Origin of the sequence: Halopseudomonas sp. MFKK-1, assembly GCF_027474385.1 — a bacterium.
Lineage (GTDB): Bacteria > Pseudomonadota > Gammaproteobacteria > Pseudomonadales > Pseudomonadaceae > Halopseudomonas > Halopseudomonas aestusnigri.
In genome coordinates this window covers 1,051,330-1,072,500 of record NZ_CP114836.1, presented here as the reverse complement: position 1 = coordinate 1,072,500, position 21,171 = coordinate 1,051,330, and the positions used below count along the sequence as shown (strand labels likewise).

Below are 21,171 nucleotides of genomic sequence, written 5' to 3'. Positions count from 1 at the left end.
GCCCTTCATTGTCAGCACCCCTGCTGTCGCCTTCCTGATCTGAGCCGGGGCGGTTCGTCCGCGCCCGGCTGCCGTTATCGGTTTTCCCTTTCCCCTTTTTCCCTTGCTGGAGACTGCAGACATGACGTCTGTTGCTGTTGGCGCACATCCGCGCCTGCGCGCGCTGCTGCGCGATCGTGGGGCCTGGTATCTGACCGGGCCGCAGGAATTGGCCAGTGTGATTGGTCGGCTGGAACGGCTGGAGCGTGACCCCTGCCCGCAGTCGGCGCGGCCTGGTAGCCAGCTGGTGCTGCTCGACCTGACCAGCCAGACCCTGTTCAATCTGCTTTTGGGTGAGCGCAGTCGCGGGGCGCAGGAGGTCTCGATCTTCTCACCGCTGGGTGCCCGCTTGCTGGCCGCGCGGGCCGGCGATGTGGTGACGCTGGAGGGGTTTGGTTCCGGCTGGCGCCTGCTGCTGGTGCAGGTAAGACCGGGCTGAGCCTTCGCTCGCAGGCCGGCGCCGGTTCAATAGCCGGCCTGAATCACTTCAATGCCCTTGGCCAGCACATCGCGCCAGGCGTAACTGACCTCGGGTGTCGCCTGCCGGTCGTGCAACTCTACGGTGCGCACCAGGGCGTCGACCCAATAGGTGTAGAGATGTGGCTGGATATTGAGGTTCTCGCGCGAGTGCGATTTGGCCAGCGCCTGCAGTTTGGTGGGCGGCAGGCCACGGGAGAACAGCACCAGATTGAGGATGCCCTGGCGCAGCAGCAGTTTCTGCGCGGGCATATCGGTGTTGGTGAACTTGGCGCGGACTTCCGGCGAGCTTTGCAGGAATTGCTGGTAGAAGTCATCGAAAAAGGTAGCAGACGCGCAGCAACGGCCGTAGCTCTGCATGACAATATCAGGGGCTTTCATGGTGATCCTTGCGGTGCAGCAACGTGACGCGGGGCGCGGAGTGTAGCAGGTTCTGCCGCGCCGCTCGCTGCTGGCAATTTGCCGCCGCGCACCGCTCTAACACGCGGGTTGCAGTCCTTTAACCGTAACCCGCAAGGGTGCTGGATACGCATGCTGCTATAACTGGAAGCGCTCCATCTGCTGACGCAGACTGGCCGCCAGCCGGGACAGCGTCTGACAGTCAGCCTGGCAGGCACGTACTTCATCCGCCGTGGCGTGCGCCAGGTCAGCGATACCCTGGGCATTGCGGGTAACGTCCTCGGTGACGCTGGACTGCTCCTCGGTGGCGGTGGCGACCTGGTGGTTGATGTCGCTGATCTGCTCGACCTGGCCGGCAATGGTCTGCAGCGACTCACCCGCCTCTCGGCTGGCTTCAACCCCGCTGGCGGTGGCGTTCAGGCCGGCGCGCATGGCGCCAACCGCCTGCTCGGCGCGGCTCTTGAGCGATTCGATCATTTGCTGGATTTCGTCGGTCGATGCCTGGGTGCGGCTGGCCAGGGTACGGACTTCGTCGGCGACCACGGCAAAGCCACGGCCCGACTCCCCTGCCCGCGCCGCCTCGATGGCGGCATTCAGCGCCAGCAGGTTGGTCTGCTCGGAAACGCTGCGAATCACCGTCAGCACCCGGTCGATGGAGGTGATCTGGTCTGCCAGTTCGGTCACTGAGTCGGCGGCGCGGCCAATGTCGGCGGACATACGTTCAATCGCCTCGACTGAGCGGCCAACCACGGCTCTGCCCTCGACCGCTTCGGACTGCGCGGCGCTTGAGCTGTTGGCAGCGCTGTTGGCATTGCGCGCGATTTCCTGCACGGTCAGACCCATTTCGTGGGCAGCGGTGGCGACCAGATCGGTCATCTCATGCTGGCGCACGGCGCGCTCGGCGGTGTTATCGACCACTTGCGCTACCTGTGTGACGGCGCTGCTCAGCTGACGACTGGTGATAAGTACATCGCTGATCAACTGGCGTTGACTGGCGACGAAGGCGTTGAAGCCGCGGGCCAGTTCGCCCAGTTCGTCGTCACGCTTGTCGTCCAGTCGGGCGTTCAGGTCGCCGCCGCCGGCCGAGATGGCGCCTAGGGCTTGCGACACGCGGCGCAGCGGTTGCACCAGGCCGCGCACCAGCAGTGCCATCAGCGCCAGTGCCAGCAGGCCGACGGCACCCGCGATCAGGCTGGTGCGCAGCAGCGCGGCGCGGGCGTCGGCGTAGATTTCGTCTTCCGGCACCAGACTGACCAGGGTCAGGCCGAGGCGTTGCAGCGGCTGTGCGCTGGCCAGCCAGGCTTCGTTGTCACGCTGAAAACGCACCGGCTCACTGCCTGCGGTCAGTGTGTTGGCCGCCTCGACGCTGGTCAGGTCACTCAGGCTGCGGCTGTCGTTGAAGCTGGCGTTGGGGTGAACCTTGACCTGCTGATCGGCACCGATGAGGAAAATCACGCCACGCTCGCCAAACTGAAAGCCGCCAATCAGCTCCGACAGGCTCTGCAGGCTGTAGCCCAGACCGGCGACGCCAAGGGTCTTGTCCTTGAGGGCGATGCGTTGATTGATGAACAGTGTCGGCAGGCCAGAGGTCTTGTCGGTGTCGATTGAGGCGACCTGATCCTGGTCGCCGTCGACCAATGTATAAAACCAGCTGTCTGCCGGGTTGTCGCGACTCATCACCCGAATCTGGCCCTGCTCGGAGTAGAAATTGCCGCTTTCCAGCACGGCGATGCTGGTGGTGAGTGCGTTCTGCTGCTGCTTGACGCCATCCAGATAGCGGGCAAAGGCGCTCATCCGGATCGGGTTCTCGCCATAGGCCAGCCAGTCCTGCACCAGGCTGTTGCCGGCGATGGCCTCGGTGGCGGATATGGGGCCAGCCAGGGTACGTTCCAGGTCGTTGCGAATGGCGCTCACCTGCGCGGGTAATGCCTGATTGATCAGATAGCGCTCGGTCATCTGGCGCAGCACCGAGGAGTAGATCAGCACCACAATCAGGGTGGTGACGCCCAGCGCGGCGCCCATACTGATGATCAGCTGCCATTGAATACTGCGTTTCCAAAGGGTCATGGACGTGCTCTCGACAAAGCCTGACCGTCGCCACAGGTGCAGGGCCTGCGGAGGGGCAACGGTCAGGGGGAGGTAGAGGGGCTGCGGTGACAGATGAGCCGGGCGAGTCGCCTGTAGCCCCGATAATCAGTCTTTCCAGAAGTCTTCGTGGACGCGGATGGATTCCTCTTCCAGCAGCGGGCCGATCACCTCGACGCTGCGCTGGCCGGACTCGAATACCGTGCGGCAGGGCAGATCCAGCGTCGGGTTTTCCGGGTGGTTGCCGGTCATGTCCTTGAGGCGCTTTTCGCTGGCGCCGTAGACCACCCGGCCCACGCCGGCCCAGTACACCGCGCCGGAGCACATGGCGCAGGGTTCGGCGCTGGTGTACATCGTGCAGCCGGCCAGCACCTCGGGGCTGTAGGTGGTGTTGGCACGGGTCATCAGCACCCGTTCGGCGTGGCCGGTCATGTCGTGATCGGGCAGAAAGGCGTTCAACTGCTCCATCAGGACGTTACCGTCGGCGTCGACCAGGATGGCCGCGAACGGGTGGATGCCTTGTTTGCCGGCTTCTTCAGCCAGGCGGAAGCTTTCACGCAGAAAATAAATATCGCGCTCGGTATGACTCACGGGGGGTGTCCTTGCTTGTAGCTTGAAGGCCGGCGGCGCAGGCACCGCCGGCTGTTATCACTTCTTCTTCGGCAGGCTCCAGGCGAAGAAGATCTGTTGCGTCCACTGCACCGACTTGAACAGCAGCAGGCTGACAATGGCGAGGAAGAACAGACCGGCAAAGGCCTGCGGAATCTTGAAGAACGAGGTCGAGAACTGGATGAAGTAGCCCAGCCCCTCTTCGGCGGCGACGAACTCCGCCACCACCGCGCCGATGATCGCCAGGGTGATCGCCACCTTCAGGCCGCTGAAGATGTGCGGAATCGCGTAGGGGATGCGGATCTGCCAGGTTTCGCGGCGGGTCGGTGCATCCAGCGAGCGGCTCAGTTCGATCAGTTCGGCCGGCGTCTCGTTGATCCCGGTGGCGGTCGAGACCACCAGCGGGAAGAAGGTCAGCAGGCAGGTGATCAGCACCCGCGACGGGTCGTCCGAGCCCATCATCACGATGATCAGCGGTGCCACCGCAACCACCGGGGTGGATTGCACCACCACCAGCATCGGGTACAGGGTGCGTGAGAGAAACTCCGAGCGCATCATCGCAATGGCCAGCGGAATGCTGATCACGATCGACAGCGCAAAGCCCATCAGCGCCACCCGCAGGGTCGCCCACAGGTGCATCATCCAGCGGCTGAACTCGACGTCGAAGAACGCCTTGCCGATTTCGCTCGGTGCCGGCAGCACGTAGGTCGGCAGCTCGAAGATGCGGCAGACCAGCTCCCAGAGCAGGATCAGGCCGACAAAGAACAGCCACGGCGACAGGTTCAGCAGCAGCGCGCGACGCGCGGCGGCGTCAGTGGGCGTCTGGCTCATAGATGTGTTTCCTTATGCGGTCAGTCAGCTCACTGAAACGGGGTTGCTTGATGGTGTCCGCGCTGCGCGGGCGGGGCAGATCCACTTCGATCAGATCGAGCACGCTGCCCGGGCGCTTGCTCATCACCAGCACGCGGTCGGTGAGCAGCACCGCCTCGGAGATCGAGTGGGTGATAAACAGCACGGTTTTCGGGTTTTCGTCCCAGATTTTCAGCAGATCGAAGCCGATCTGCTCACGGGTCATGGCATCCAGTGCCGAGAACGGTTCGTCCATCAGCAGAATATCGGGGTTGAGCAGCAGGGCGCGGACAATGCCGACCCGCTGCTGCATGCCGCCGGACAGCTCGTCCGGCATCTTGTCGGCAAAGGCCTCCAGACCGGCCATCGCCAGCAGTTCGTTGGCGCGCTTTTCGTCCTGGGACGAGTAGCGACCAAACTTGTGCTTGAGCGGGAACAGCACATTCTTGCGAACAGTCAGCCACGGCAGCAGGGTCGGCTTCTGAAACACGATGCCAACGTCGTCACGGGGGCCGTCTACCTGCTTGCCGAAGACGCTGACTGTGCCTTCGCTTGGAACCAGCAGGCCCGAGACCATGCGCAGCAAGGTGGACTTGCCGCAACCGGAGGGGCCTACGACCGCCACAAACTCGTGGCGGTTGATGTCGAGGTCGATGTTTTGCACCGCCATCGGACTGCCGGGGGTCGGGTCATAGCGATGACCGACCCCTGACATCCGCACGAAAGCGCGTTCGCTAGTGTGCTCCATGGTTACTCCGCTACAGGCATGAAGTCGCGGTTGACGATGGTTTCCGGATCCAGCGAGTCAACACTCAGCTCGTTGGCCTTGGCGACCCACTCCCAGGTGGAAGCGATGCGCTCGGGGGTCATGGTGCCCAGACCGTCGGCTTCGCTGATTTCGTTGAAGGTCAGCGGCATGGAGTCGGCGATCTGCGCGGTGGCAACCGCGGCGTCGACTTCCGGCACCATGGTGTGCAGATCGGCGGCAGCCAGTTCCGGGTGCTCGTGGGTGAAGCGCAGGGACTTGTCATAGGCGCGCATGAAGCGCTTGGCAACGTCTGGCCGCTCGGTCAGGAACTTGTCTGCAGCAACAACGGCGGAGCTGTACAGCGACAGGCCGGCATCCGACCAGCGGATCACGTTGATGTCCTTGCCGGCGGCCGCAGCCTGTTGCTTGAACAGCGCAATGTTGGTGACCCAGGCGATGATGGCGTCGGTGTTGCCGGTGACCAGCATGGGACCCAGGGCACCCGGGTCGGACTTGGTCAGGCTGACCGAATCGGCGGGCATGCTGTTGGCTTCCAGCACCAGCGGCAGAAACGCGTTGGAGGAGGTAAACGGCGAGGTTGCGACCTTCTTGCCGGCGATATCGGTGAAGCTGTTGATACCGCTGTCGGACAGCGCGAAGAAGGCGTGCGGGCCCTGGTTGAAGATCATGTAGACGGCGCTGACCGGCACGGTGTCCTGTGCGCGGGCGGCCATCAGGGCGCCAATATCGGCGCTGCCGATGTCAGCCTGGCCGGTGGCGATCTTGGTGATGGCGTCAGTGGAGCCGCGACCACTGGCAACGGTGACTTCCAGCCCTTCGTCGGCGAAGAAGCCTTGCTGGATACCGGCGTAGACCGGAGCCTTGTCGCCCCCCGGCAGCCAGTCCAGTTGGTAGGTAACCTTGTCGGCTGCAGCGGCGAACCCGCTGGCAGACATGGCGATGACCATCGCCAGAACGCCGGACGCTTTTTTCAACATGAGTCATTCTCCAGAGTGATGTGCTTGGCTTTTTATCCTGACCAGTTGGGCAGGTTTTATTTCTATTCAGCAAGTTGCGGGCCAGCTTTCGGAAATGTCGGAAATTGGCTGAAAACCCCGTATTTTCAGGATCTTATTGCTCTGTCACGGGCTTGGCCGGCGGTGCACCTGAATTCCTGACCAGGGCGCCGCGCGTTTTTGGTGCGGCGTGAACCAGTCTCGTGCGTTCTCAGCCGGACGGGTCCGGGGCGACCTTGCGGCTGCGCAGGGCAAGGCGGCGATCTGCCAGGCCCACGATCAGAATGCCCAGTGCGATCAGCGCAAAGCCGGTCAGGTCGCTTGGTGTGGGTACCTCATGCAGGAACCAGGCAGCCGAGAGCATGCCAACTGCCGGTACCGAGGCCGAGCTGAGCGACAGGCTGACCGCGGGCAGAGAGCGAATCGCTGCCACCTGCGCCGCAACGCAGATGCCGGAGGCAATCGCCCCGCTGAAAATCAGCATCCAGATGAAGTCCGGCTGCCAGTCGATCTGTCCCGGGTCTTCTACCAGTAACGCCAGCGGCAATAGCGCCAACACCGAGGTCAGCAATTGCCAGGGGATCAGCGACAGCACGTCGCCCTGCCAGTGATGCCTGCGCACATGAATCAGCCCGGCGGTCCAGAGTATGGTGCCGAGCATGATCAAGCCGCCGCCGATGAACACCTCATGATCGGACCAGTCGATGCTCAACGGATTGAACACGGTCAGCAGGCCGGCCAGCCCCAGGCCGACGCCGATGGCGCGCGGCAGGGTAAAGCGCTCGCCCAGAAACAGCGCTGCCGCCGGCACCACCCAGATCGGCGTGGTGTAGGCCAGAATCGCCGCCCGTCCCGCCGGCAAATACTGCACGCCGAGGGTGACCAGGGTAATGAAGGCCATGTTTTGCATAATCCCGACTGACAGCAGCACCGGCACATCCGCGCGCCGAGGCAAGCGCAGCACGCCGAGCGCGGCGGCGATGGCAAACATCGCCAGCGTGCCCAGCGCCATGCGCAGGCAGGTGAACAGCATCGGCGGGCTGTAGGCCAGCCCGAGTTTGAGAACCGGGAAATTAAGCCCCCAGCCGAGGGCGTTGAAGCACAGCAGCAGATAGCCCAGCCGGAAGGCGTAGCTGTGACCGCCGGTGCTGCCGGCGGTCGCGTTCCGGGCCACCTCAGTGCTCCACTTCGAGGGCGCTTTCGTGCCAGTTCTGCAGGGCGCGGTTGGACAGCCAGACCATCAGGGCGAACAGCGCGATACCGGTCAGGGTGATCAGCAGCAGGGCGGCGAACATCCGCGGAATCTGCAGGTTGTAGCCCGACTGCAGGATCATGTACGCCAGCCCGGCCTTGGCACCGCCGGTACCGGCGACGAACTCGGCGACGACCGCGCCGATCAGCGCCAGACCCGAGCTGATGCGCAGGCCACCAAAAAAGTACGGCAGCGCGCCCGGGATACGCAGGCGGACCAGCTCCTGCCAGCGGCTGGTGCGGTACATGCGGAACATGCTCAGCAGGTTCGGGTCGACGCTGCGCAGCCCCAGTGTGGTGTTGGAGATGATCGGGAAGATGGCGATGATCACCGCGCAGACGGTCAGCGCCCAGGTGGTGTCATCCACCCAGATGATAATCAGTGGGGCAATCGCTACCACCGGCGTCACCTGCATCAGCACCGCGTAGGGAAACAGGCTCATCTCGATCCACTTGCTCTGTACAAACAGCAAGGAGGCGGCCACGCCCAGCACCACCGCGATGACAAAGGCCAGGAAGGTCACTTTCAACGTGATGTACAGCGCCCCCAGCAGCGGCTGCCAGCCGTCGATCAGGGCTTTGAAGATCTCGATCGGCCCCGGCAGGATGTATTTGGGCATCTCCAGCGCCTGGACGGCAATTTCCCAGAACAGCAGAAACAGGATACCGACGCCCAGGGGCGCGGCGACTTTGACGAAGTTTTCGTTCTGGATCAGCGGCGTGCTCATGCCTTGATCTCCTGTGGCTGGCCCATGGCGCTGGCACGCTCAAGCGCCTGCGAGACCTGGCGGCAGTAGCCGGCAAACTCGGTCGAAACGCGGAAGTCGGCGTTGCGCGGGAAGCTTTGATCGATACGGATGTCGTCGACGATGCGGCCCGGGCGGGCAGCCATCACCACCACGCGGCTGGACAGGTAAACCGCCTCGTAGACACTGTGGGTAACGAACACGATGGTCCAGCCGTTCTTCTGCCACAGCTTGAGCACATCGTCGTTGAGCTTGTTGCGGGTCATCTCATCGAGCGCGCCGAAGGGTTCGTCCATCAGCAGCAGGTTGGGCTCGGTGACCATGGCGCGGGCAATCGAGGCGCGCATCTGCATGCCACCTGACAGCTCGCGCGGGAATGCGTTGTCAAAGCCCTTGAGGCCGACCATCTCGAGTGCATCATCGATCTTGGCCTCGACCTCCGGCCCGCGCTGGTGTTCCAGATCCAGCGGCAGGCGTACATTCTTGCGCACCCGTGCCCAGGGCATCAGGGTGGCGTTCTGAAATACGAAGGCCAGCTTGCGGCCCTTGTCGCCAACCACGTCATAGCCCTGCTCCCAGAACTTGACGGTGCCGGTGGTCACCTCACCAAGGCCGGCCATGATCCGCAGCAGGGTACTCTTGCCGCAGCCGGAGGGGCCCAGCAGACTGACGAATTCGCCCTGGCGTATGGTCAGGTCGGCGCCTTTCAGCGCGATGGTACCGTTGGCGTATATCTTGTTTACGCCTTCAACCTGCAGCACTGGCCGCGGGTTGCCGTTGCTGTCGGTATGCGCCAGCTCGGCGGCGCTGTCATCGACCGGTGTGGCCTTGAGCGGCGTCACGTTGGAGCTTGTCATGGGTATCTCCCGGGGCGGCCCGCAGGCGGGCCGCCGGCTGGTCGGTTAATCAGGGCAGGACGGGTTCGGCGGGCAGGTAATCCAGGCTGTACACGTCGTGGATATCCAGGCTGGCATCCACCAGGCCGGCTTCCAGCATGAACTCGTGAATCTTCGCCCAGCGTGCGTCGGTCATCACGCCGATACCGCGGGTGGCCGCGTCGCCGCCGGTCACCAGACCGTATTCCTGCATCTTGGCGATGCCGTAGGCGATCTGCTCGTCGGTCATTTCCGGGTTGGCTTCCTTGATCAGCGCGTTACCCGGTGCCGGGTCCTTGAAGTAGCTGGCCCAGCCTTCCATGCTGGCCTGCACAAAGCGGCGCACCAGATCGGGATCTTTCTCGATCAGCCCGTCAGTGGTCTCGATGGTAGTGGCGTAGGCCGGGTAGCCGTAGTCCGCCAGCAGGAACACGGACGGCTTGATGCCCGCCTTCTCCATGGCAAAGGGCTCGGACGACAGATACCCCTGCTGCACGATATTGGTGTCCGCGAGGAAGGGCGCGACGCTGAAGGTGTAGGGGCGGATCATGTCATCGGTGTAGCCGTACTTGGACTTCAGCCAGGGCCAAAAGGTGGTGTTGGCAAAAGCAGCGATGTAGACCGGCAGACCCTCGGCCTTGATTTGTTCCAGCGAGGTGATGTGCGGGTGCGCGATCAGTGCCTGCGGGTCGCCCTGAAAGGCGGCGGCCACGGTTGTGACCGGCATGCCCTGCTCTACTGCCTTGACGGCGCCGACGGCGTAGCCCATGGAAAAGTCGCGCTTGCCGGAGACCAGCAGTTGCATGCCGTTGACCTGTGGACCGCCCATCTCGATGGACACATCCAGACCGTATTTCTCATACAGGCCGGTGGCCTTGGCCTGATAGAACCCACCGTGTTCGGCCTGGGCATACCAGTTGGTGCCGAATACGACTTCGTCCAGCTCGGCCGCCATCAGGGATGTGGACAAACCGCTGGCAAGCACCGCGCCGGCCATGCCGAGCAGTGCAGACGACTTCAGATTCTTGCGGGGGTGGCGCATGTGTTGCTCCTTGCTTGCAGTAGATAGCTGACCAGTTATTCAACATTTCTCCTGCAGCAAGCGCCGTGCCATGTGCCGTAAGTGCCGTTATTTGCATTTCCTGAACAGTTGGTCAGTAAAAATGTGCACCGGATTGCGTCGCAGTGCGGGCGCCTTGCACTGCGACGGCTCAATTTTCGCGAGTCAGTGGCTGCCCGCAGCCAGATCCACCGAGGCCGGTTCCGGGGTGATTTGCGCGGCCAGACGCGCAACCCGTGCACCGAGGGCGCGGGCAATCGCCTGCTCACCGTCATCTACGCCCAGCGTGCCGTTGAAGCCGGTGACCGCCGAGGCGCCGTAGGGCGAGCCGCCGCTGCGGGTGTGCACCAGCTCCGGCACGCTGTGCGGTACGCCCGCGAGGATCATGCCGTGCTGCAGGAACGGCAGCAGCAGGTTGATCAGCGTCATCTCGTTGCCCGAGTGCATGCCGCCGGTGGAGGTGAAAGCCGCGCCCACCTTGCCGATCAGCGCGCCCTGGCGCCACAGCGGTGCGACCTCGTCGATAAAGGCACGCAGCGGCGTGCTCATCAGCCCGTAGCGGGTCGGCGAGCCCCAGATGATGCCGGTCGCCCACTCCAGATCGGCCATGCTGGCCTGCGGCAGATCACGGTATTCGGCCTGGGCGGCAATAAAGTCGGCGCGTTCGGTATCGACGCTGAACTCCGGTTCCGACAGCGCCACCCGGCGCAAACGGACCTCGGCCTGCTCATTGGCGGCGCCTTCGGCGATGGCCTTGGCCAGCGTCAGCGTGGTGCCGTAGCGGGAATCAACAACGATGGTGATGCGCGATGGGGTCATGAATGGATGCTCCTGAGTGACGTTGAACAAATCGCTACACGGGCTGGCATGCAATATGAATACCTGACCAGATGGACAACCTGTTTTGATTCATCTGGAGAACGACATGACAGAGCAGTATGGGTCAGTGGCAGCCAACCTGCCGGTGATCGACATCAGCCCGATGCAGGGCGGCAGCATCGGGGACAAAGCGGCGATGGCGGCGACGCTTCGCGATGCCTGCGAGCACAGCGGCTTTTTCTACGTCAGCGGCCACGGCATCGAACCTGCGTTGATCGAGCAGGTGTTCGCGGCGTCGAAGCGGTTCTTTGAGTTGCCGATGACCGACAAGCTGGCGGTCGACAAGGCCCAGTCCAAGGCCAACCGGGGCTACGAGCCGCTGCGCGGCCAGACCCTTGAAGCCGGTGCGCCGCCGGATTTGAAGGAAGGCTTCTATATCGGTGAGGAGGTGCCCGCCGATGACCCGCGCGCGCTGACCCGCTTCAATATGGGCCCCAACCAATGGCCGCAAGGCGTCGCCGATTTCCGCCCGGTGATGGAGCAGTATTACGCTGCAATGACCGAGCTCAGCGCCCGGATCATGGCCGCGCTGGCGTTGTCGTTGAACCTGCCGGGAGAGTTCTTTGCCGATTTTTGCGAATCGCCGCTGTGTACCCTGCGCCTGCTGCACTACCCGCCCCAGCCGGGCAACCCCCAGCCAGGTGAAAAGGGCTGCGGCGCGCACACCGACTTTGGCGGCATCACCGTACTGCTGCTCGACGACAAACCCGGCCTGCAGGTCTGGGACACCAAGGGCGAGCGCTGGATTGATGCAAACCCGATCCCCGGCACCTTCGTGGTCAACCTCGGTGACATGATTGCCCGCTGGACCAACGATCGCTACCGCTCGACGTTGCACCGGGTGGTCAACACCTCCGGCGCGGAGCGCTACTCGGTGCCGTTTTTCTACAGCGGCAACCCCGATCACGAAGTGCGTTGTCTGCCGGTCTGTCTGCAGCCGGGCGATGCGCCGCGTTATCCGGTGACCACGGTCGAGGCGCATCTGCAGGAGATGTACCGGAGGACCTATGCCTGAGCCAGTGAACAAGCCGACCTTTTTATTGATCCACGGCGCCTGGGCCGGCAGCTGGGTATGGGATGCCCTCAAACCCGAACTGGAAGCCGCCGGCCATCGCGTGCTGGCGCTCGACATGCCGGGCAACCCGCAGCATCCGGCCACAGCCGAAGACATCAGCATGGCCGGCTGCATGGCGCATATCGCCAGTGCCTGTGCCGAGATTGACGGTCCACTGCTGTTGGTTGGCCATTCAGGTGGCGGCGTGATTGTTACCCAAGCGGCCGAGATGCTCGCCGAGCGCGTGGTGGGCGTAGCCTATCTGGCGGGCATGATGTTGCCTTCCGGGCTGGGCTTTGCCGAGTTGAGCAACTCGCTGCTCGCGACCAACCCGGAAGCAGCAGGCATCTGGCCGCATCTGGTTTGGGCCGAGGATCGTCAGTCGTCCGAAGTGCCGCCCGAGGCCGTATGCGAGGTATTCCTGCAGGATTTGCCGCGCGACCAGGCCATGGCCGCAGCGCAACGCTTCTGTAGCCAACCCGAAGGCACCCGAGCGTTGGTCGCCAACTGGACCGCCGAGCGCTTTGGCCGTCTGCCACGGCTGTATGTAGAGGCCACAGAAGACCGCTCCGTGGTGCTCGCCGCGCAGCGCAAGATGCAAGCGCTGGTGCCGGGCGCGCAGGTCGTCAGCCTGCCCTGTGGGCATGTACCGCAGGTAGTGCAGACGGCGGCGGTTGCTGAAGCCTTGCTGGCGTTTGCCAGTTGATGGAAGCAGGGAGCCGCAAGCGGCTCCCTGCTTTACTTACTCCGCGCCGTACATTGCTTTAACAAAGGTCAGGTCAAACGCCTTCTGCCAGTCAAGGTCGGCGGGCAGGGTGCCGGCTGCGACCATATCCTCGAAGAAGCCTTTCCAGCGCGCGGTGGTCATGATGCCGTATTGGCCGTCGGCCGCATCGCCCGACAGCAGAATGCCTTCTTCCTGCATCTTGGCGGTGCTGTAGGCCAGCAGCTCATCGGCCATTTCCGGGTTGGCCTCTTTGATCAGCGCGTTGGCCGGTGCCGGGTCGGCGAAGTAGGCTGCCCAGCCTTCGGCGGTGGCTTCAACCATGGCCTTAACCACGTCCGGGTTCTTTTCCAGCATCTCGGCGGTGGTATCCAGCGTACAGGCATAGGCATCCCAGCCGTAGTCGGCCAGCAGCAGACTCTTGGCCGCTACGTTCTCCTTGGCCAGAAAATATCCGTCGTTGGTCACGTAGCCTTGCTGGATCGCTTGCTGATCGGCGATGAACGGGCCAAAGCTGTAGTCATACGGTCGCAGCTGCTCATCGGAGAATCCGTACTGCGCCTTCATCCACGGCCAGTAGGCCACGCGGCCAGCAGTGGGAATCCGAATGCCCTTGCCCTTCAGGTCTTCGAGGCTGTCGTTACCGGCTCCTTCATGCACTACTAGCGATTGCGGGTCTTTCTGGAACCAGGCGGCCACGGTCACCAGTGGGATGTCTTCTTTCACGGCATTGAGTGACTGCAGCGCGTAGCCCATGCTGAAGTCGGTTTTGCCGCCCATCAGCAGTTGCACGTTGTTGACCTGCGGGCCGCCCATATTGATGGTCACGTCCAGGCCGTACTTTTCATAGATACCTGCCGCCTTGGCGGCGTACAGCCCGCCGTGCTCGGCTTGCGCATACCAGGTGGTGGTGACGGTCACCGGGATCAGGTCGGCGGCGCTGGTAGTGGCGGCGCTGAAGCCCAGCGCCAGGGCCAGACCGGTCAGTTTCAGAGATTTGAATTGCATGGGTAAAACTCCTTGATGGTGAACTCAGTAAGTCGCGTTGAGGCGTTCCAGCAGGTGGTCGCCAGCAGAAATCGGGGCGTAGCGCGCGGGGTTGTCGGCGCTGGCGCAAGTGTCGATGCAGGCGATCTCGGCATCCTTGTTCGGATGACAGAAGAAGGCGATGGAATAGCGATCGCGGTGCAGCGACTGCGGCGGCACGTTCACCCGGTGCGGGGTTGAGCAGAACACGTGGTTGGTCCAGCGGTGCATCAGGTCACCGGTGTTGACCACCACGGTGCCGGGGATCGGCGTCGCGGCCAGCCATTCACCGGCGCGGGTGCGCACTTCCAGCCCGCCCGCGTCATCCTGAAACAGCAGGGTGATGCTGCCGTAATCGGTATGCTCGCCCGCGCGGTTCTCGCCGCCTTGCGGGCTGAAGCCCTCTGGCAGCGGCGGGTAATGCAGCAGCCGCAGGGTGTGGTGATGGCGGTTGTGGGCGGTGACGAAAAAGTCGTCTGGCTGGTCAAGCGCCACGGCAAAGGCTTCCAGCACGCGGTCGGCGGTAGCGATGCACTCGGCCATAAAGGCTTCCATCTCAGGTCGGAAAGCAGGTTGCGCCGCAGGCCACAGGTTGAGCGGGCCACCCGGCTGCTCAGGTGCGAGGTTGAACGCCTCTTTCAGATCACCGGGCTTGCTCGCGTCCAGCCGCTCGCGACGCACACCCACGTAACCCCGATTGCTCTCGGCGCTCTGCCAGGCGATGGCCTGTTTGTCGTCGTCGGGCAGGGCGAAGAAGGCCTTGGAGGCAGCGAAAGCCTCGGCCAGCTGCGCCGCTGGCATGCCGCAGCCAGACAGATAGAAAAAGCCCCAATCGCTGCTGGCCTGGCGCATCTGCCGCGCTACCTCGGCGCGGGCCGCTGCGTCGCCGTCGATAAAGGGTGAAAAGTCGATTACCGGTATTGAGTCCGTTGTCATCAGTGTCTCCTGTTGCGAGTGAAGCTCCAGCGCGCGCCGGAGCGCCTGTGGTTTAGTCCTCGCACCTGCAACAGGACGACACGACTCATAACCTGACCAAATAAGCAGGAATTGAAAAAGCAAGGGCTGTGCCAAGCGCTCTGGCATGGGGGTGGGTGCGCGATTACGCGCCAGTTTGGCCGGCGAATGCACTGATACTGTGCTGAAATGGGGCCAACGGCACCTGATTTGCGCGGTTTACGGCGGCCCCACAATTGCATGCCGCGCGGCAGGAGAAAGTTTGTCCTTCTGGTCAACATAACGAATGCCGAGGAATCTTATGACGCCCACCCTGCTGCTCAAGAACGCGCTGGTCATCGCCACCATGGATGACGAGCAACGTGAAATTGCCAACGGCTCCGTGTTCATTCGCGGAAACCGCGTCGAAGCGGTCGGCCCCGCCAGCGAGCTGCCGGACACCGCCGACAAGGTCATCGACATGACCGGCCACGTGCTGATCCCCGGCCTGATCAACACCCACCATCACATGTTCCAGTCACTGACTCGCGCCCTGCCCGCCGCCCAGGACGCCGAGCTGTTCGACTGGCTGACCGCGCTGTTTCCGGTCTGGCAGAACATCACCCCGGCCATGCAGCGCGCCGCCACCCGCACCGCGTTGGCCGAGCTGATGCTGTCGGGCTGCACCACCGCCGCCGATCACGCCTACCTCTACGTCAACGGCACCCGGCTGGATGACAGCGTGCAGGCCGCGCAGGAAATGGGCATGCGTTTTCACGCCGTGCGCGGTGCCATGAGTCTGGGCCAGAGCAAGGGCGGGCTGCCGCCGGATGCGCTGGTCGAACAGGATGAAGACGCCATCCTCAAGGAAATGCAGCGGGTGGTCGAAGAGCTGCACGACGCCACGCCCGACGCCATGATCAAGGTCGCCCTCGGCCCCTGCTCACCCTTTACCGTGACCACCGACCTGATGCGCGAAGGCGCGGCGTTGGCGCGCTCCTACGGTGTTGGCCTGCACACCCACACCGCAGAAAACGCCAAGGACCTTGCCTTCAGCAAGGAGCGCTACGGCATGACCCCGACCGAATACACCGAATCGGTCGGCTGGGTCGGCCACGACGTCTGGCACGCCCACTGCGTGCATCTGGACGACCCGGGTATCGCCCTGTTCGCCCGCACCGGCACCGGCGTCGCCCACTGCCCCTGCTCCAACATGCGGCTGGCCTCCGGCATCGCCCCGATCCGCAAGATGCGCGACGCCGGCGTCAAGGTCGGCCTGGGCGTGGACGGCAGCGCCTCCAACGACACCAACAACCTGCTCGACGAAGCCCGCCAGGCCATGCTCTCGGCCCGCGTGCGCGATGAAAACCCGACCGCCATGAGCGCCCGCGAAGCGCTCTACATTGCCACCCGCGGCGGCGCCGACGTGCTCGGCCGCAGCGATGTGCTGGGCCGTATCCAGCCCGGCTACTGCGCCGACATCATCGCCTTCCGCACCGACGACATCGCCCTCGCCGGCGCCCTCATCGACCCCATCGCCGCCCTCGTCTTCTGCACCCCGCAACGCGTCGCCCACAGCATCATCAACGGCCGTCAGGTGATTGAAGACGGCGTGCTGTTGACGCGGGAGTTGCCGCTGATTATTGAAGAGCACAATGCGTTGGCAAGGGAGTTGGTGTTGGGTAAATAGGGGCTGTTTGGCTGTTGCCGAGCGCATAACGATACCCACCGACACCCGTCATCCTCGCGCAGGCGAGGATCCATGCGGGCTGGCAGTATCACTGGATTTCCGCCTGCGCGGGAAAGACGTTTATCGGGATTGTTGATCAGGCCGCTCTGCGACCGTATTGTGGCGCGCCACTCACCAATCAAACTCCGTCTCTGGAGCAAAGGTTCTATCGTCACTTTCACGATAGAAATATGGAAACCACACAACACTGCTATCGCTGTCGGTGCCTGTAATCGCGATAATGGCACCAGTCTCGCCGGGTTTATGCCAAGGGCCACAACTTGAGATCGGGTACTTCAGAGTGAGAACGTCACCCTCTTCGATTACGCCCTCTGCTGCTTCAATCACCTGATGGACTCTGGCTGTTGCCCAGCCTATGCGGTAATCCTCAATAAACACGTCGAGCAAGATTACCTTGGCTACAACGTCTGCATCAGGCAGCGGATCGGGCAGGTTGGTGAAGAACAGTTTGTTTTCAACACTCCGGCCCCGACATGCGTGCGCTTCTGGGAGCACCAGAATCAAAAGGACCAAGAGGCACAGATAGCGCAGGGTGTTGTTCGTCAAAAGCTGTCGCATGGTAAACGTCCGTTGTTTTAGGTAAGTCTGAAAAAACATGCTCGGACAGCCTAGCAGGCTGGTGGCCATCGTTCCTGTGGCCGCGTGATACCTACCGGCCGTTGCTCCGCCGCTCTTTGTGCTCGCTGATCAGCACCTCGACAATCCAGCGGAGATAGCGCAAGAACATGCCCAGCGCGAGTGCCACCGTGGGCACCATCAAAAAAGCCATACCAAGCGCGGCACCGGGCGACTCTGTGTGCTCTGGTCTGGATATGACGTAGAAATGCTGCGCCCACACCAATACCGTTGGTATGCCAAGCGCACAGCAAAATATCCAGAACCAGCGCCAGCGTGTGAGCAGGACGGGCGTTATCAGGAGCGCAAAACTGATGAGCAAAAGCAGCTGTTGTTCCATGTGATCAGATGGCCTGTTGATGGTTTGGGCGCTCTGCGTTTGGTCTTCGTGCTTTAACGAGCGGTTGCGTTGATGCTTCACGTCACTCTTTCGCCTTCACGGCGAGCAGGCTCGGGTGGCGACCATTCACTTTGTCAGGGCTTGCCAATAAATCCTGCGACTCGTTCTAGGCCGTCCCAGCTTGATTGAATCGGAGGGATAGTCCTTGGGTCTATTAAGCCGAGTTCATCAAGGGTGTACTCCATCTTCCCAAAATTGCACGCGGCGCAGGTTACAACAAGGTTATCAAGATCGTTTGCTCCGCCATGAGAGTGTGGAACCACATGATCATACTGAGCCCACATGCACTGGAAGGCGGCATGTTGAGATGCATTCGAGCGGCCCCAGGGAACCGCAGTTGGATAAGCAATGTGCAGCACTTTTCTTATTTCTGCACGGATGACCGGAATTCCACAAAATCTGCAATGAAAGCCATCCCTGCTGTGCAATTCAGCTTTCCGGATGGCGGTGGGCATTCTTGCCTTTACTCTCTCTCCAGGCGCTTTGTTAGGCTGTTTCTTGATCCGCACGAAAGGGCTTTTCTTTCCCCAAATAGAGTCAGTCCAAGCCCAAACTTTTGGGTCGTTTGCGAGAGTGAATAGCTCGATAGCCAAGCTGCTATGGCCGTTTAAATGAGCAGAAACGGCTGCGTCTAGATAGCGAGCAGCATCAAATATTTCTGGGGTTGGCTCTCTAAAGCAGCGTTTGGGATGGTCGTAATTGCTCATTGTTGCCTCGGATAGCCATTTTGAACGCTCATTTCTTGGGCGGCCTTGCTTGGTCTTGCTCGCCTTTCGCCTTCACGGCGAGCAGGGGGAAATGCATGGCCATTTCCCCCTGCACCCCCTAGGCCACCCCGGCTACGCGGCCCTTCGGGTTCGCTGCGTTGCTCGATTTATCGGGGAGCCACAAAACTCGGCTCTTCGAGCCTCAGACATCATGTGGCTCTTTTTCCCGATAAATCTGCGCTACTCGCCCGCGTAAACGGGGACTCGGGGTCCGTGCATTGGTCATGTATTTTGGCGGTTAAGCACAGTTTGGACATTTCAGGGGCGCGAATTCTTTCGGTGCTTTTTTCGCATTAACGCCGCGCTCGGCGGCAAGTTTGGAGCGCAGCGGAAAACTTGTCCGGCAGTAGCGCTTTGTTCACTGTGATCACATCGAGTCGATTTTGGCGATGATGTCTTTATGCTTTCGCATCTCTTCGTTTTGCCATTTACTATTCCAATTCCAGTCGCTGGGCCTTGGATTTTTATGCTCACAGTTTCTGCAATACTGATTTTCGAAACCGAATTCTTCAATAGGCGACTTGTAAATATTATCCAAGTCCCAGCCACCCATGGCATACCCCTTTTTTATACAATGCACCCACTTCATCGCTGCGGATGGTAATCCCAGCATTCTAGCAGGGATTCCTTGTGCTCTAGACGGAAATACTATTAAATTCTCACAATCCTTGATGACTCTCTCAGGATTATAATCTTTAAGCCCTTGTTTTATTATCTGGCCAATTTCATCTTTAGGGTCATCGTAGTCGAACCCTAAAGCTTTTGCCCTTTCACGAAAAAACTTTAGCTCATCTTCTGGGCTTGCATCTTCATTGCTTTTCTTAATGTCAGCTTTTATTTTAGTAATCGTATCAGTAACGCTAGCTCTTATAAATTCACTCTTAATGAGTTTGGCCAACTCAAAAGATTCATCGAGATGAAAGTCCGCTTCTGGGGTGTTTATCTTAAAGGTTGAATTTAAAATGAGCATTTCAGCTATGAAATTTTCTTGGTCAAGCTCTTTCGAAAGTTCGATGGATAGGTCAATGCAAAATTTCATCCATGCATATAAGTGATTCGATTGTTCATCCAGGCCATCCATCGACAACCTATGTGCGAATATTGCAACCTTGGGCCCTATTCTTGGTAAGGTTTCAAGCAGTATATACTTATTTCCTGAGAGGATTATTCTATTTATAAGATGAACGACTTTTTCAATTTCCTTTGCGGCCTTCAGCACTATTTGAGATCTTGAAAAACCCACAACCCACTTAGTTAAGCCATCATTTTCTGACATTTTTGCAGACAGATAATAGTGATAGTCGGCATCAACTGAAATTTTTAATCTAATGCTTCGCAATAACAGTATGGAATATAGGCGAATATGCTTTTTTGCTTTGTTTTCTCTAACCAGACCTATAAGCAATACATACAAATTGAAGCATAATCTTTGATATTCTTCTGGCCTTGGATATATCTTTTGCAAGTAGACGCGCTCTATATATAGGCCTGCACAAAATCTAGTTTCTACTTTTTCAGTTGCAGAGTTTAAGACGTCCTTAGCATTATCAAATAACGCATCGAACTCGCCACTTACATAGAGTCTTTCGAAGGCTTCACCAAACAAATGAAAATTCATCTGTTTTGATTTTTCTAGCATTTCTGCAATAAGCGCATCAGGCGACTTTTTAATCATAGTCTCGATTGGTGATGTCATTCTGCTTAGTGCGCTAGCCCGCAACCAATTCATATTGGTCTCGACGGACGCCAAAAGTTCTTCCTGCTTTTCAGGTAGTGTATCGGTTACTGGGATATGAATAGCAATACTCTTCTGGCTATTGTCCAAGGCCAGCTTCATGCTTTCCCTAAGCTGAGAATCATCCTGTAGGCTTTTCCAAAAAATCTTATTTGTGGTTACGTCCACTACAATCAGAATTACAGGGATCTCTACTTCCTGCATGTAATATCTAAGTCTTTCAAGCTTAAGGTTGAAAGATGCAATGGTCCCATTTTCGATAATAGAAACTGCTTCCTGTCCTTTTATTTGAGCTTTAAAAATAAAGCCGGTTGCATTGTCATATTCATTAGTGAGTTCAATCTCACCATCTATGCCGTAATCTTCTTGATCTTCCTGTGATCTAAATATCCAGTGATCAGGTAGATGAAACGCGAGTATTCTGCCTGCTTTGCGTCCAATTTCTTTCGCGTTCATTGATTCTCCATGAGTAGGCAGTTAACAGTGGTGAGACCGCGCTAACTTTTAATACGCGGCATAGTGCCGAATGGGCTTGCTCCGTATTTTTCTTGTATTTCAACTGGTAACAGCTTTCTCGCGCGAGCGCGGAACGCTAAGCCGCGCGAGGCTTAATGTTCCGTTGGTCGACGGTGTGGCCTTGCGCGCAGATGATGGCGCTGTTGGGTATTCGAAGAGAAATGTGTCGAGTCTATGTAGCATCCATGCCTCCTGACGGGGCCGCGAGAAGTGCGGTGATTTGATAGTGCTACTAGGGCCGGCGTTTGCCAACCCTGAATTGCGGTCGGATCAGGTGCTGCTTGGGCTGTGAGATTCGCAAAACCTGACTAATGCACGGACCCAAGTCCCGTTTACGCGGGCGAGTAGCGCAGATTTATCGGGAAAAAGAGCCACAGGATGTCTGAGGGGCGTAGCCCCGAGTTTTGTGGCTCCCCGATAAATCGAGCAACGCAGCGAACCCGAAGGGCCGCGTAGCCGGGTGCCCCGGGGGATTGCTAAGGGGGGCTGGGCAAGCAGCCCCTCTTGGCTCGCCGGAGAAGGCGAAAGGCGAGTTAGATACCGGCGCAGAGGTTGAGCAGCGGTGCGTGGGTGATGAAGCAGTCAGGAATGGACGCAGAGCGCCCCATCGGAGCATTC

Annotated in this window: 21 protein-coding genes; 4 read left to right on the top strand and 17 right to left on the bottom strand. The window is 60.2% G+C overall.

All coding sequences use genetic code 11. From position 1 onward, the window contains the following. The first annotated feature begins 121 nt into the window (after positions 1-121). Positions 122-478, top strand: a complete 357-nt coding sequence (locus O5O48_RS04840) for a hypothetical protein (protein WP_269688320.1) — start codon at positions 122-124, stop codon at positions 476-478. A 26-nt stretch (positions 479-504) separates the two neighbouring features. Here O5O48_RS04840 and O5O48_RS04835 read toward each other — a convergent pair whose 3' ends face one another. The 11 genes from O5O48_RS04835 to wrbA all read right to left on the bottom strand — a co-directional run bounded on the left by O5O48_RS04835 (position 505) and on the right by wrbA (position 10,973). After that, positions 505-897, bottom strand: a complete 393-nt coding sequence (locus O5O48_RS04835; RefSeq protein ID WP_269688319.1) for a globin — start codon at positions 895-897, stop codon at positions 505-507. A 156-nt stretch (positions 898-1,053) separates the two neighbouring features. Then, positions 1,054-2,982 carry a methyl-accepting chemotaxis protein gene (locus O5O48_RS04830; RefSeq protein WP_269688318.1) on the bottom strand — a complete coding sequence of 643 codons (1,929 nt, stop codon included), beginning with the start codon at positions 2,980-2,982 and terminating at the stop codon, positions 1,054-1,056. 126 nt (positions 2,983-3,108) lie between these two features. Then, positions 3,109-3,591 carry a nucleoside deaminase gene (locus O5O48_RS04825; RefSeq protein WP_088277747.1) on the bottom strand — a complete coding sequence of 161 codons (483 nt, stop codon included), beginning with the start codon at positions 3,589-3,591 and terminating at the stop codon, positions 3,109-3,111. Between the two features lie 57 nt (positions 3,592-3,648). Then, complete coding sequence (locus tag O5O48_RS04820; protein WP_269688317.1) at positions 3,649-4,440, bottom strand: ABC transporter permease; 792 nt, start codon at positions 4,438-4,440, stop codon at positions 3,649-3,651. After that, positions 4,421-5,206 (bottom strand): ABC transporter ATP-binding protein, encoded by a 786-nt coding sequence (locus O5O48_RS04815; RefSeq protein WP_269688316.1) that lies wholly within the window; start codon positions 5,204-5,206, stop codon positions 4,421-4,423. The genes O5O48_RS04820 and O5O48_RS04815 overlap by 20 nt, the downstream gene beginning before the upstream one ends. A 2-nt stretch (positions 5,207-5,208) precedes the next feature. After that, positions 5,209-6,204 carry an ABC transporter substrate-binding protein gene (locus tag O5O48_RS04810; RefSeq protein WP_088277753.1) on the bottom strand — a complete coding sequence of 332 codons (996 nt, stop codon included), beginning with the start codon at positions 6,202-6,204 and terminating at the stop codon, positions 5,209-5,211. 229 nt (positions 6,205-6,433) lie between these two features. Next, complete coding sequence (locus O5O48_RS04805; protein ID WP_269688315.1) at positions 6,434-7,396, bottom strand: DMT family transporter; 963 nt, start codon at positions 7,394-7,396, stop codon at positions 6,434-6,436. A 1-nt stretch (position 7,397) separates the two neighbouring features. Beyond that, positions 7,398-8,201, bottom strand: coding sequence for an ABC transporter permease (locus O5O48_RS04800; protein WP_088277757.1), 804 nt, complete (start codon positions 8,199-8,201; stop codon positions 7,398-7,400). Next, positions 8,198-9,076 carry an ABC transporter ATP-binding protein gene (locus tag O5O48_RS04795; RefSeq protein ID WP_269688314.1) on the bottom strand — a complete coding sequence of 293 codons (879 nt, stop codon included), beginning with the start codon at positions 9,074-9,076 and terminating at the stop codon, positions 8,198-8,200. The genes O5O48_RS04800 and O5O48_RS04795 overlap by 4 nt, the downstream gene beginning before the upstream one ends. 49 nt (positions 9,077-9,125) lie before the next feature. Continuing rightward, a complete protein-coding gene (locus tag O5O48_RS04790; protein WP_088277761.1) occupies positions 9,126-10,136 on the bottom strand; it encodes an ABC transporter substrate-binding protein in 1,011 nt (336 codons plus the stop codon). A 183-nt stretch (positions 10,137-10,319) separates the two neighbouring features. Further along, positions 10,320-10,973: an NAD(P)H:quinone oxidoreductase gene (gene wrbA / locus O5O48_RS04785; protein WP_233048642.1), complete on the bottom strand. Its 654-nt coding sequence runs from the start codon at positions 10,971-10,973 to the stop codon at positions 10,320-10,322. Positions 10,974-11,079: 106 nt separating this feature from the next. On the opposite strand from wrbA, the gene O5O48_RS04780 reads away from it, so the two are divergent. Together O5O48_RS04780 and O5O48_RS04775 are read left to right on the top strand one after the other, a co-directional pair. Next, complete coding sequence (locus tag O5O48_RS04780; RefSeq protein WP_233048643.1) at positions 11,080-12,048, top strand: isopenicillin N synthase family dioxygenase; 969 nt, start codon at positions 11,080-11,082, stop codon at positions 12,046-12,048. Continuing rightward, positions 12,041-12,793, top strand: a complete 753-nt coding sequence (locus tag O5O48_RS04775) for an alpha/beta fold hydrolase (RefSeq protein ID WP_269688313.1) — start codon at positions 12,041-12,043, stop codon at positions 12,791-12,793. Before O5O48_RS04780 ends, O5O48_RS04775 begins: the two co-directional genes overlap by 8 nt. A gap of 36 nt (positions 12,794-12,829) precedes the next feature. On the opposite strand, the gene O5O48_RS04770 is transcribed toward O5O48_RS04775, so the two are convergent. Then, on the bottom strand, positions 12,830-13,819 hold the full coding sequence (locus O5O48_RS04770; protein ID WP_228246050.1) for an ABC transporter substrate-binding protein: 990 nt from the start codon (positions 13,817-13,819) through the stop codon (positions 12,830-12,832). A gap of 24 nt (positions 13,820-13,843) precedes the next feature. Next, positions 13,844-14,773: an isopenicillin N synthase family dioxygenase gene (locus O5O48_RS04765; RefSeq protein WP_269688312.1), complete on the bottom strand. Its 930-nt coding sequence runs from the start codon at positions 14,771-14,773 to the stop codon at positions 13,844-13,846. Between the two features lie 319 nt (positions 14,774-15,092). Here O5O48_RS04765 and O5O48_RS04760 point away from each other — a divergent pair, with 319 nt between their 5' ends. After that, positions 15,093-16,460, top strand: a complete 1,368-nt coding sequence (locus tag O5O48_RS04760; RefSeq protein ID WP_269688311.1) for an 8-oxoguanine deaminase — start codon at positions 15,093-15,095, stop codon at positions 16,458-16,460. 171 nt (positions 16,461-16,631) lie between these two features. On the opposite strand, the gene O5O48_RS04755 is transcribed toward O5O48_RS04760, so the two are convergent. From O5O48_RS04755 to O5O48_RS04740, 4 genes are all read right to left on the bottom strand, one after another. Next, a complete protein-coding gene (locus tag O5O48_RS04755; protein ID WP_269688310.1) occupies positions 16,632-17,147 on the bottom strand; it encodes a hypothetical protein in 516 nt (171 codons plus the stop codon). Positions 17,148-17,169: 22 nt separating this feature from the next. After that, positions 17,170-17,556: a hypothetical protein gene (locus O5O48_RS04750; RefSeq protein WP_269688309.1), complete on the bottom strand. Its 387-nt coding sequence runs from the start codon at positions 17,554-17,556 to the stop codon at positions 17,170-17,172. A gap of 53 nt (positions 17,557-17,609) precedes the next feature. Then, entirely contained in the window at positions 17,610-18,242 is a 633-nt protein-coding gene (locus O5O48_RS04745) for an HNH endonuclease (protein ID WP_269688308.1), read from the bottom strand. Between the two features lie 427 nt (positions 18,243-18,669). Beyond that, positions 18,670-20,493: a DUF4365 domain-containing protein gene (locus tag O5O48_RS04740; protein WP_269688307.1), complete on the bottom strand. Its 1,824-nt coding sequence runs from the start codon at positions 20,491-20,493 to the stop codon at positions 18,670-18,672. Positions 20,494-21,171: the final 678 nt, after the last annotated feature.

Excerpts from the sequence above, each read along its gene's own strand:
- O5O48_RS04840 (WP_269688320.1), top strand. The coding sequence starts at position 122 with ATGACGTCTGTTGCTGTTGGCGCACATCCGCGCCTGCGCGCGCTGCTG.
- O5O48_RS04835 (WP_269688319.1), bottom strand. The coding sequence starts at position 897 with ATGAAAGCCCCTGATATTGTCATGCAGAGCTACGGCCGTTGCTGCGCG.
- O5O48_RS04830 (WP_269688318.1), bottom strand. The coding sequence starts at position 2,982 with ATGACCCTTTGGAAACGCAGTATTCAATGGCAGCTGATCATCAGTATG.
- O5O48_RS04820 (WP_269688317.1), bottom strand. The coding sequence starts at position 4,440 with ATGAGCCAGACGCCCACTGACGCCGCCGCGCGTCGCGCGCTGCTGCTG.
- O5O48_RS04815 (WP_269688316.1), bottom strand. The coding sequence starts at position 5,206 with ATGGAGCACACTAGCGAACGCGCTTTCGTGCGGATGTCAGGGGTCGGT.
- O5O48_RS04810 (WP_088277753.1), bottom strand. The coding sequence starts at position 6,204 with ATGTTGAAAAAAGCGTCCGGCGTTCTGGCGATGGTCATCGCCATGTCT.
- O5O48_RS04800 (WP_088277757.1), bottom strand. The coding sequence starts at position 8,201 with ATGAGCACGCCGCTGATCCAGAACGAAAACTTCGTCAAAGTCGCCGCG.
- O5O48_RS04795 (WP_269688314.1), bottom strand. The coding sequence starts at position 9,076 with ATGACAAGCTCCAACGTGACGCCGCTCAAGGCCACACCGGTCGATGAC.
- O5O48_RS04790 (WP_088277761.1), bottom strand. The coding sequence starts at position 10,136 with ATGCGCCACCCCCGCAAGAATCTGAAGTCGTCTGCACTGCTCGGCATG.
- wrbA (WP_233048642.1), bottom strand. The coding sequence starts at position 10,973 with ATGACCCCATCGCGCATCACCATCGTTGTTGATTCCCGCTACGGCACC.
- O5O48_RS04780 (WP_233048643.1), top strand. The coding sequence starts at position 11,080 with ATGACAGAGCAGTATGGGTCAGTGGCAGCCAACCTGCCGGTGATCGAC.
- O5O48_RS04775 (WP_269688313.1), top strand. The coding sequence starts at position 12,041 with ATGCCTGAGCCAGTGAACAAGCCGACCTTTTTATTGATCCACGGCGCC.
- O5O48_RS04770 (WP_228246050.1), bottom strand. The coding sequence starts at position 13,819 with ATGCAATTCAAATCTCTGAAACTGACCGGTCTGGCCCTGGCGCTGGGC.
- O5O48_RS04765 (WP_269688312.1), bottom strand. The coding sequence starts at position 14,773 with ATGACAACGGACTCAATACCGGTAATCGACTTTTCACCCTTTATCGAC.
- O5O48_RS04760 (WP_269688311.1), top strand. The coding sequence starts at position 15,093 with ATGACGCCCACCCTGCTGCTCAAGAACGCGCTGGTCATCGCCACCATG.
- O5O48_RS04755 (WP_269688310.1), bottom strand. The coding sequence starts at position 17,147 with ATGGCCACCAGCCTGCTAGGCTGTCCGAGCATGTTTTTTCAGACTTAC.
- O5O48_RS04745 (WP_269688308.1), bottom strand. The coding sequence starts at position 18,242 with ATGAGCAATTACGACCATCCCAAACGCTGCTTTAGAGAGCCAACCCCA.
- O5O48_RS04740 (WP_269688307.1), bottom strand. The coding sequence starts at position 20,493 with ATGAACGCGAAAGAAATTGGACGCAAAGCAGGCAGAATACTCGCGTTT.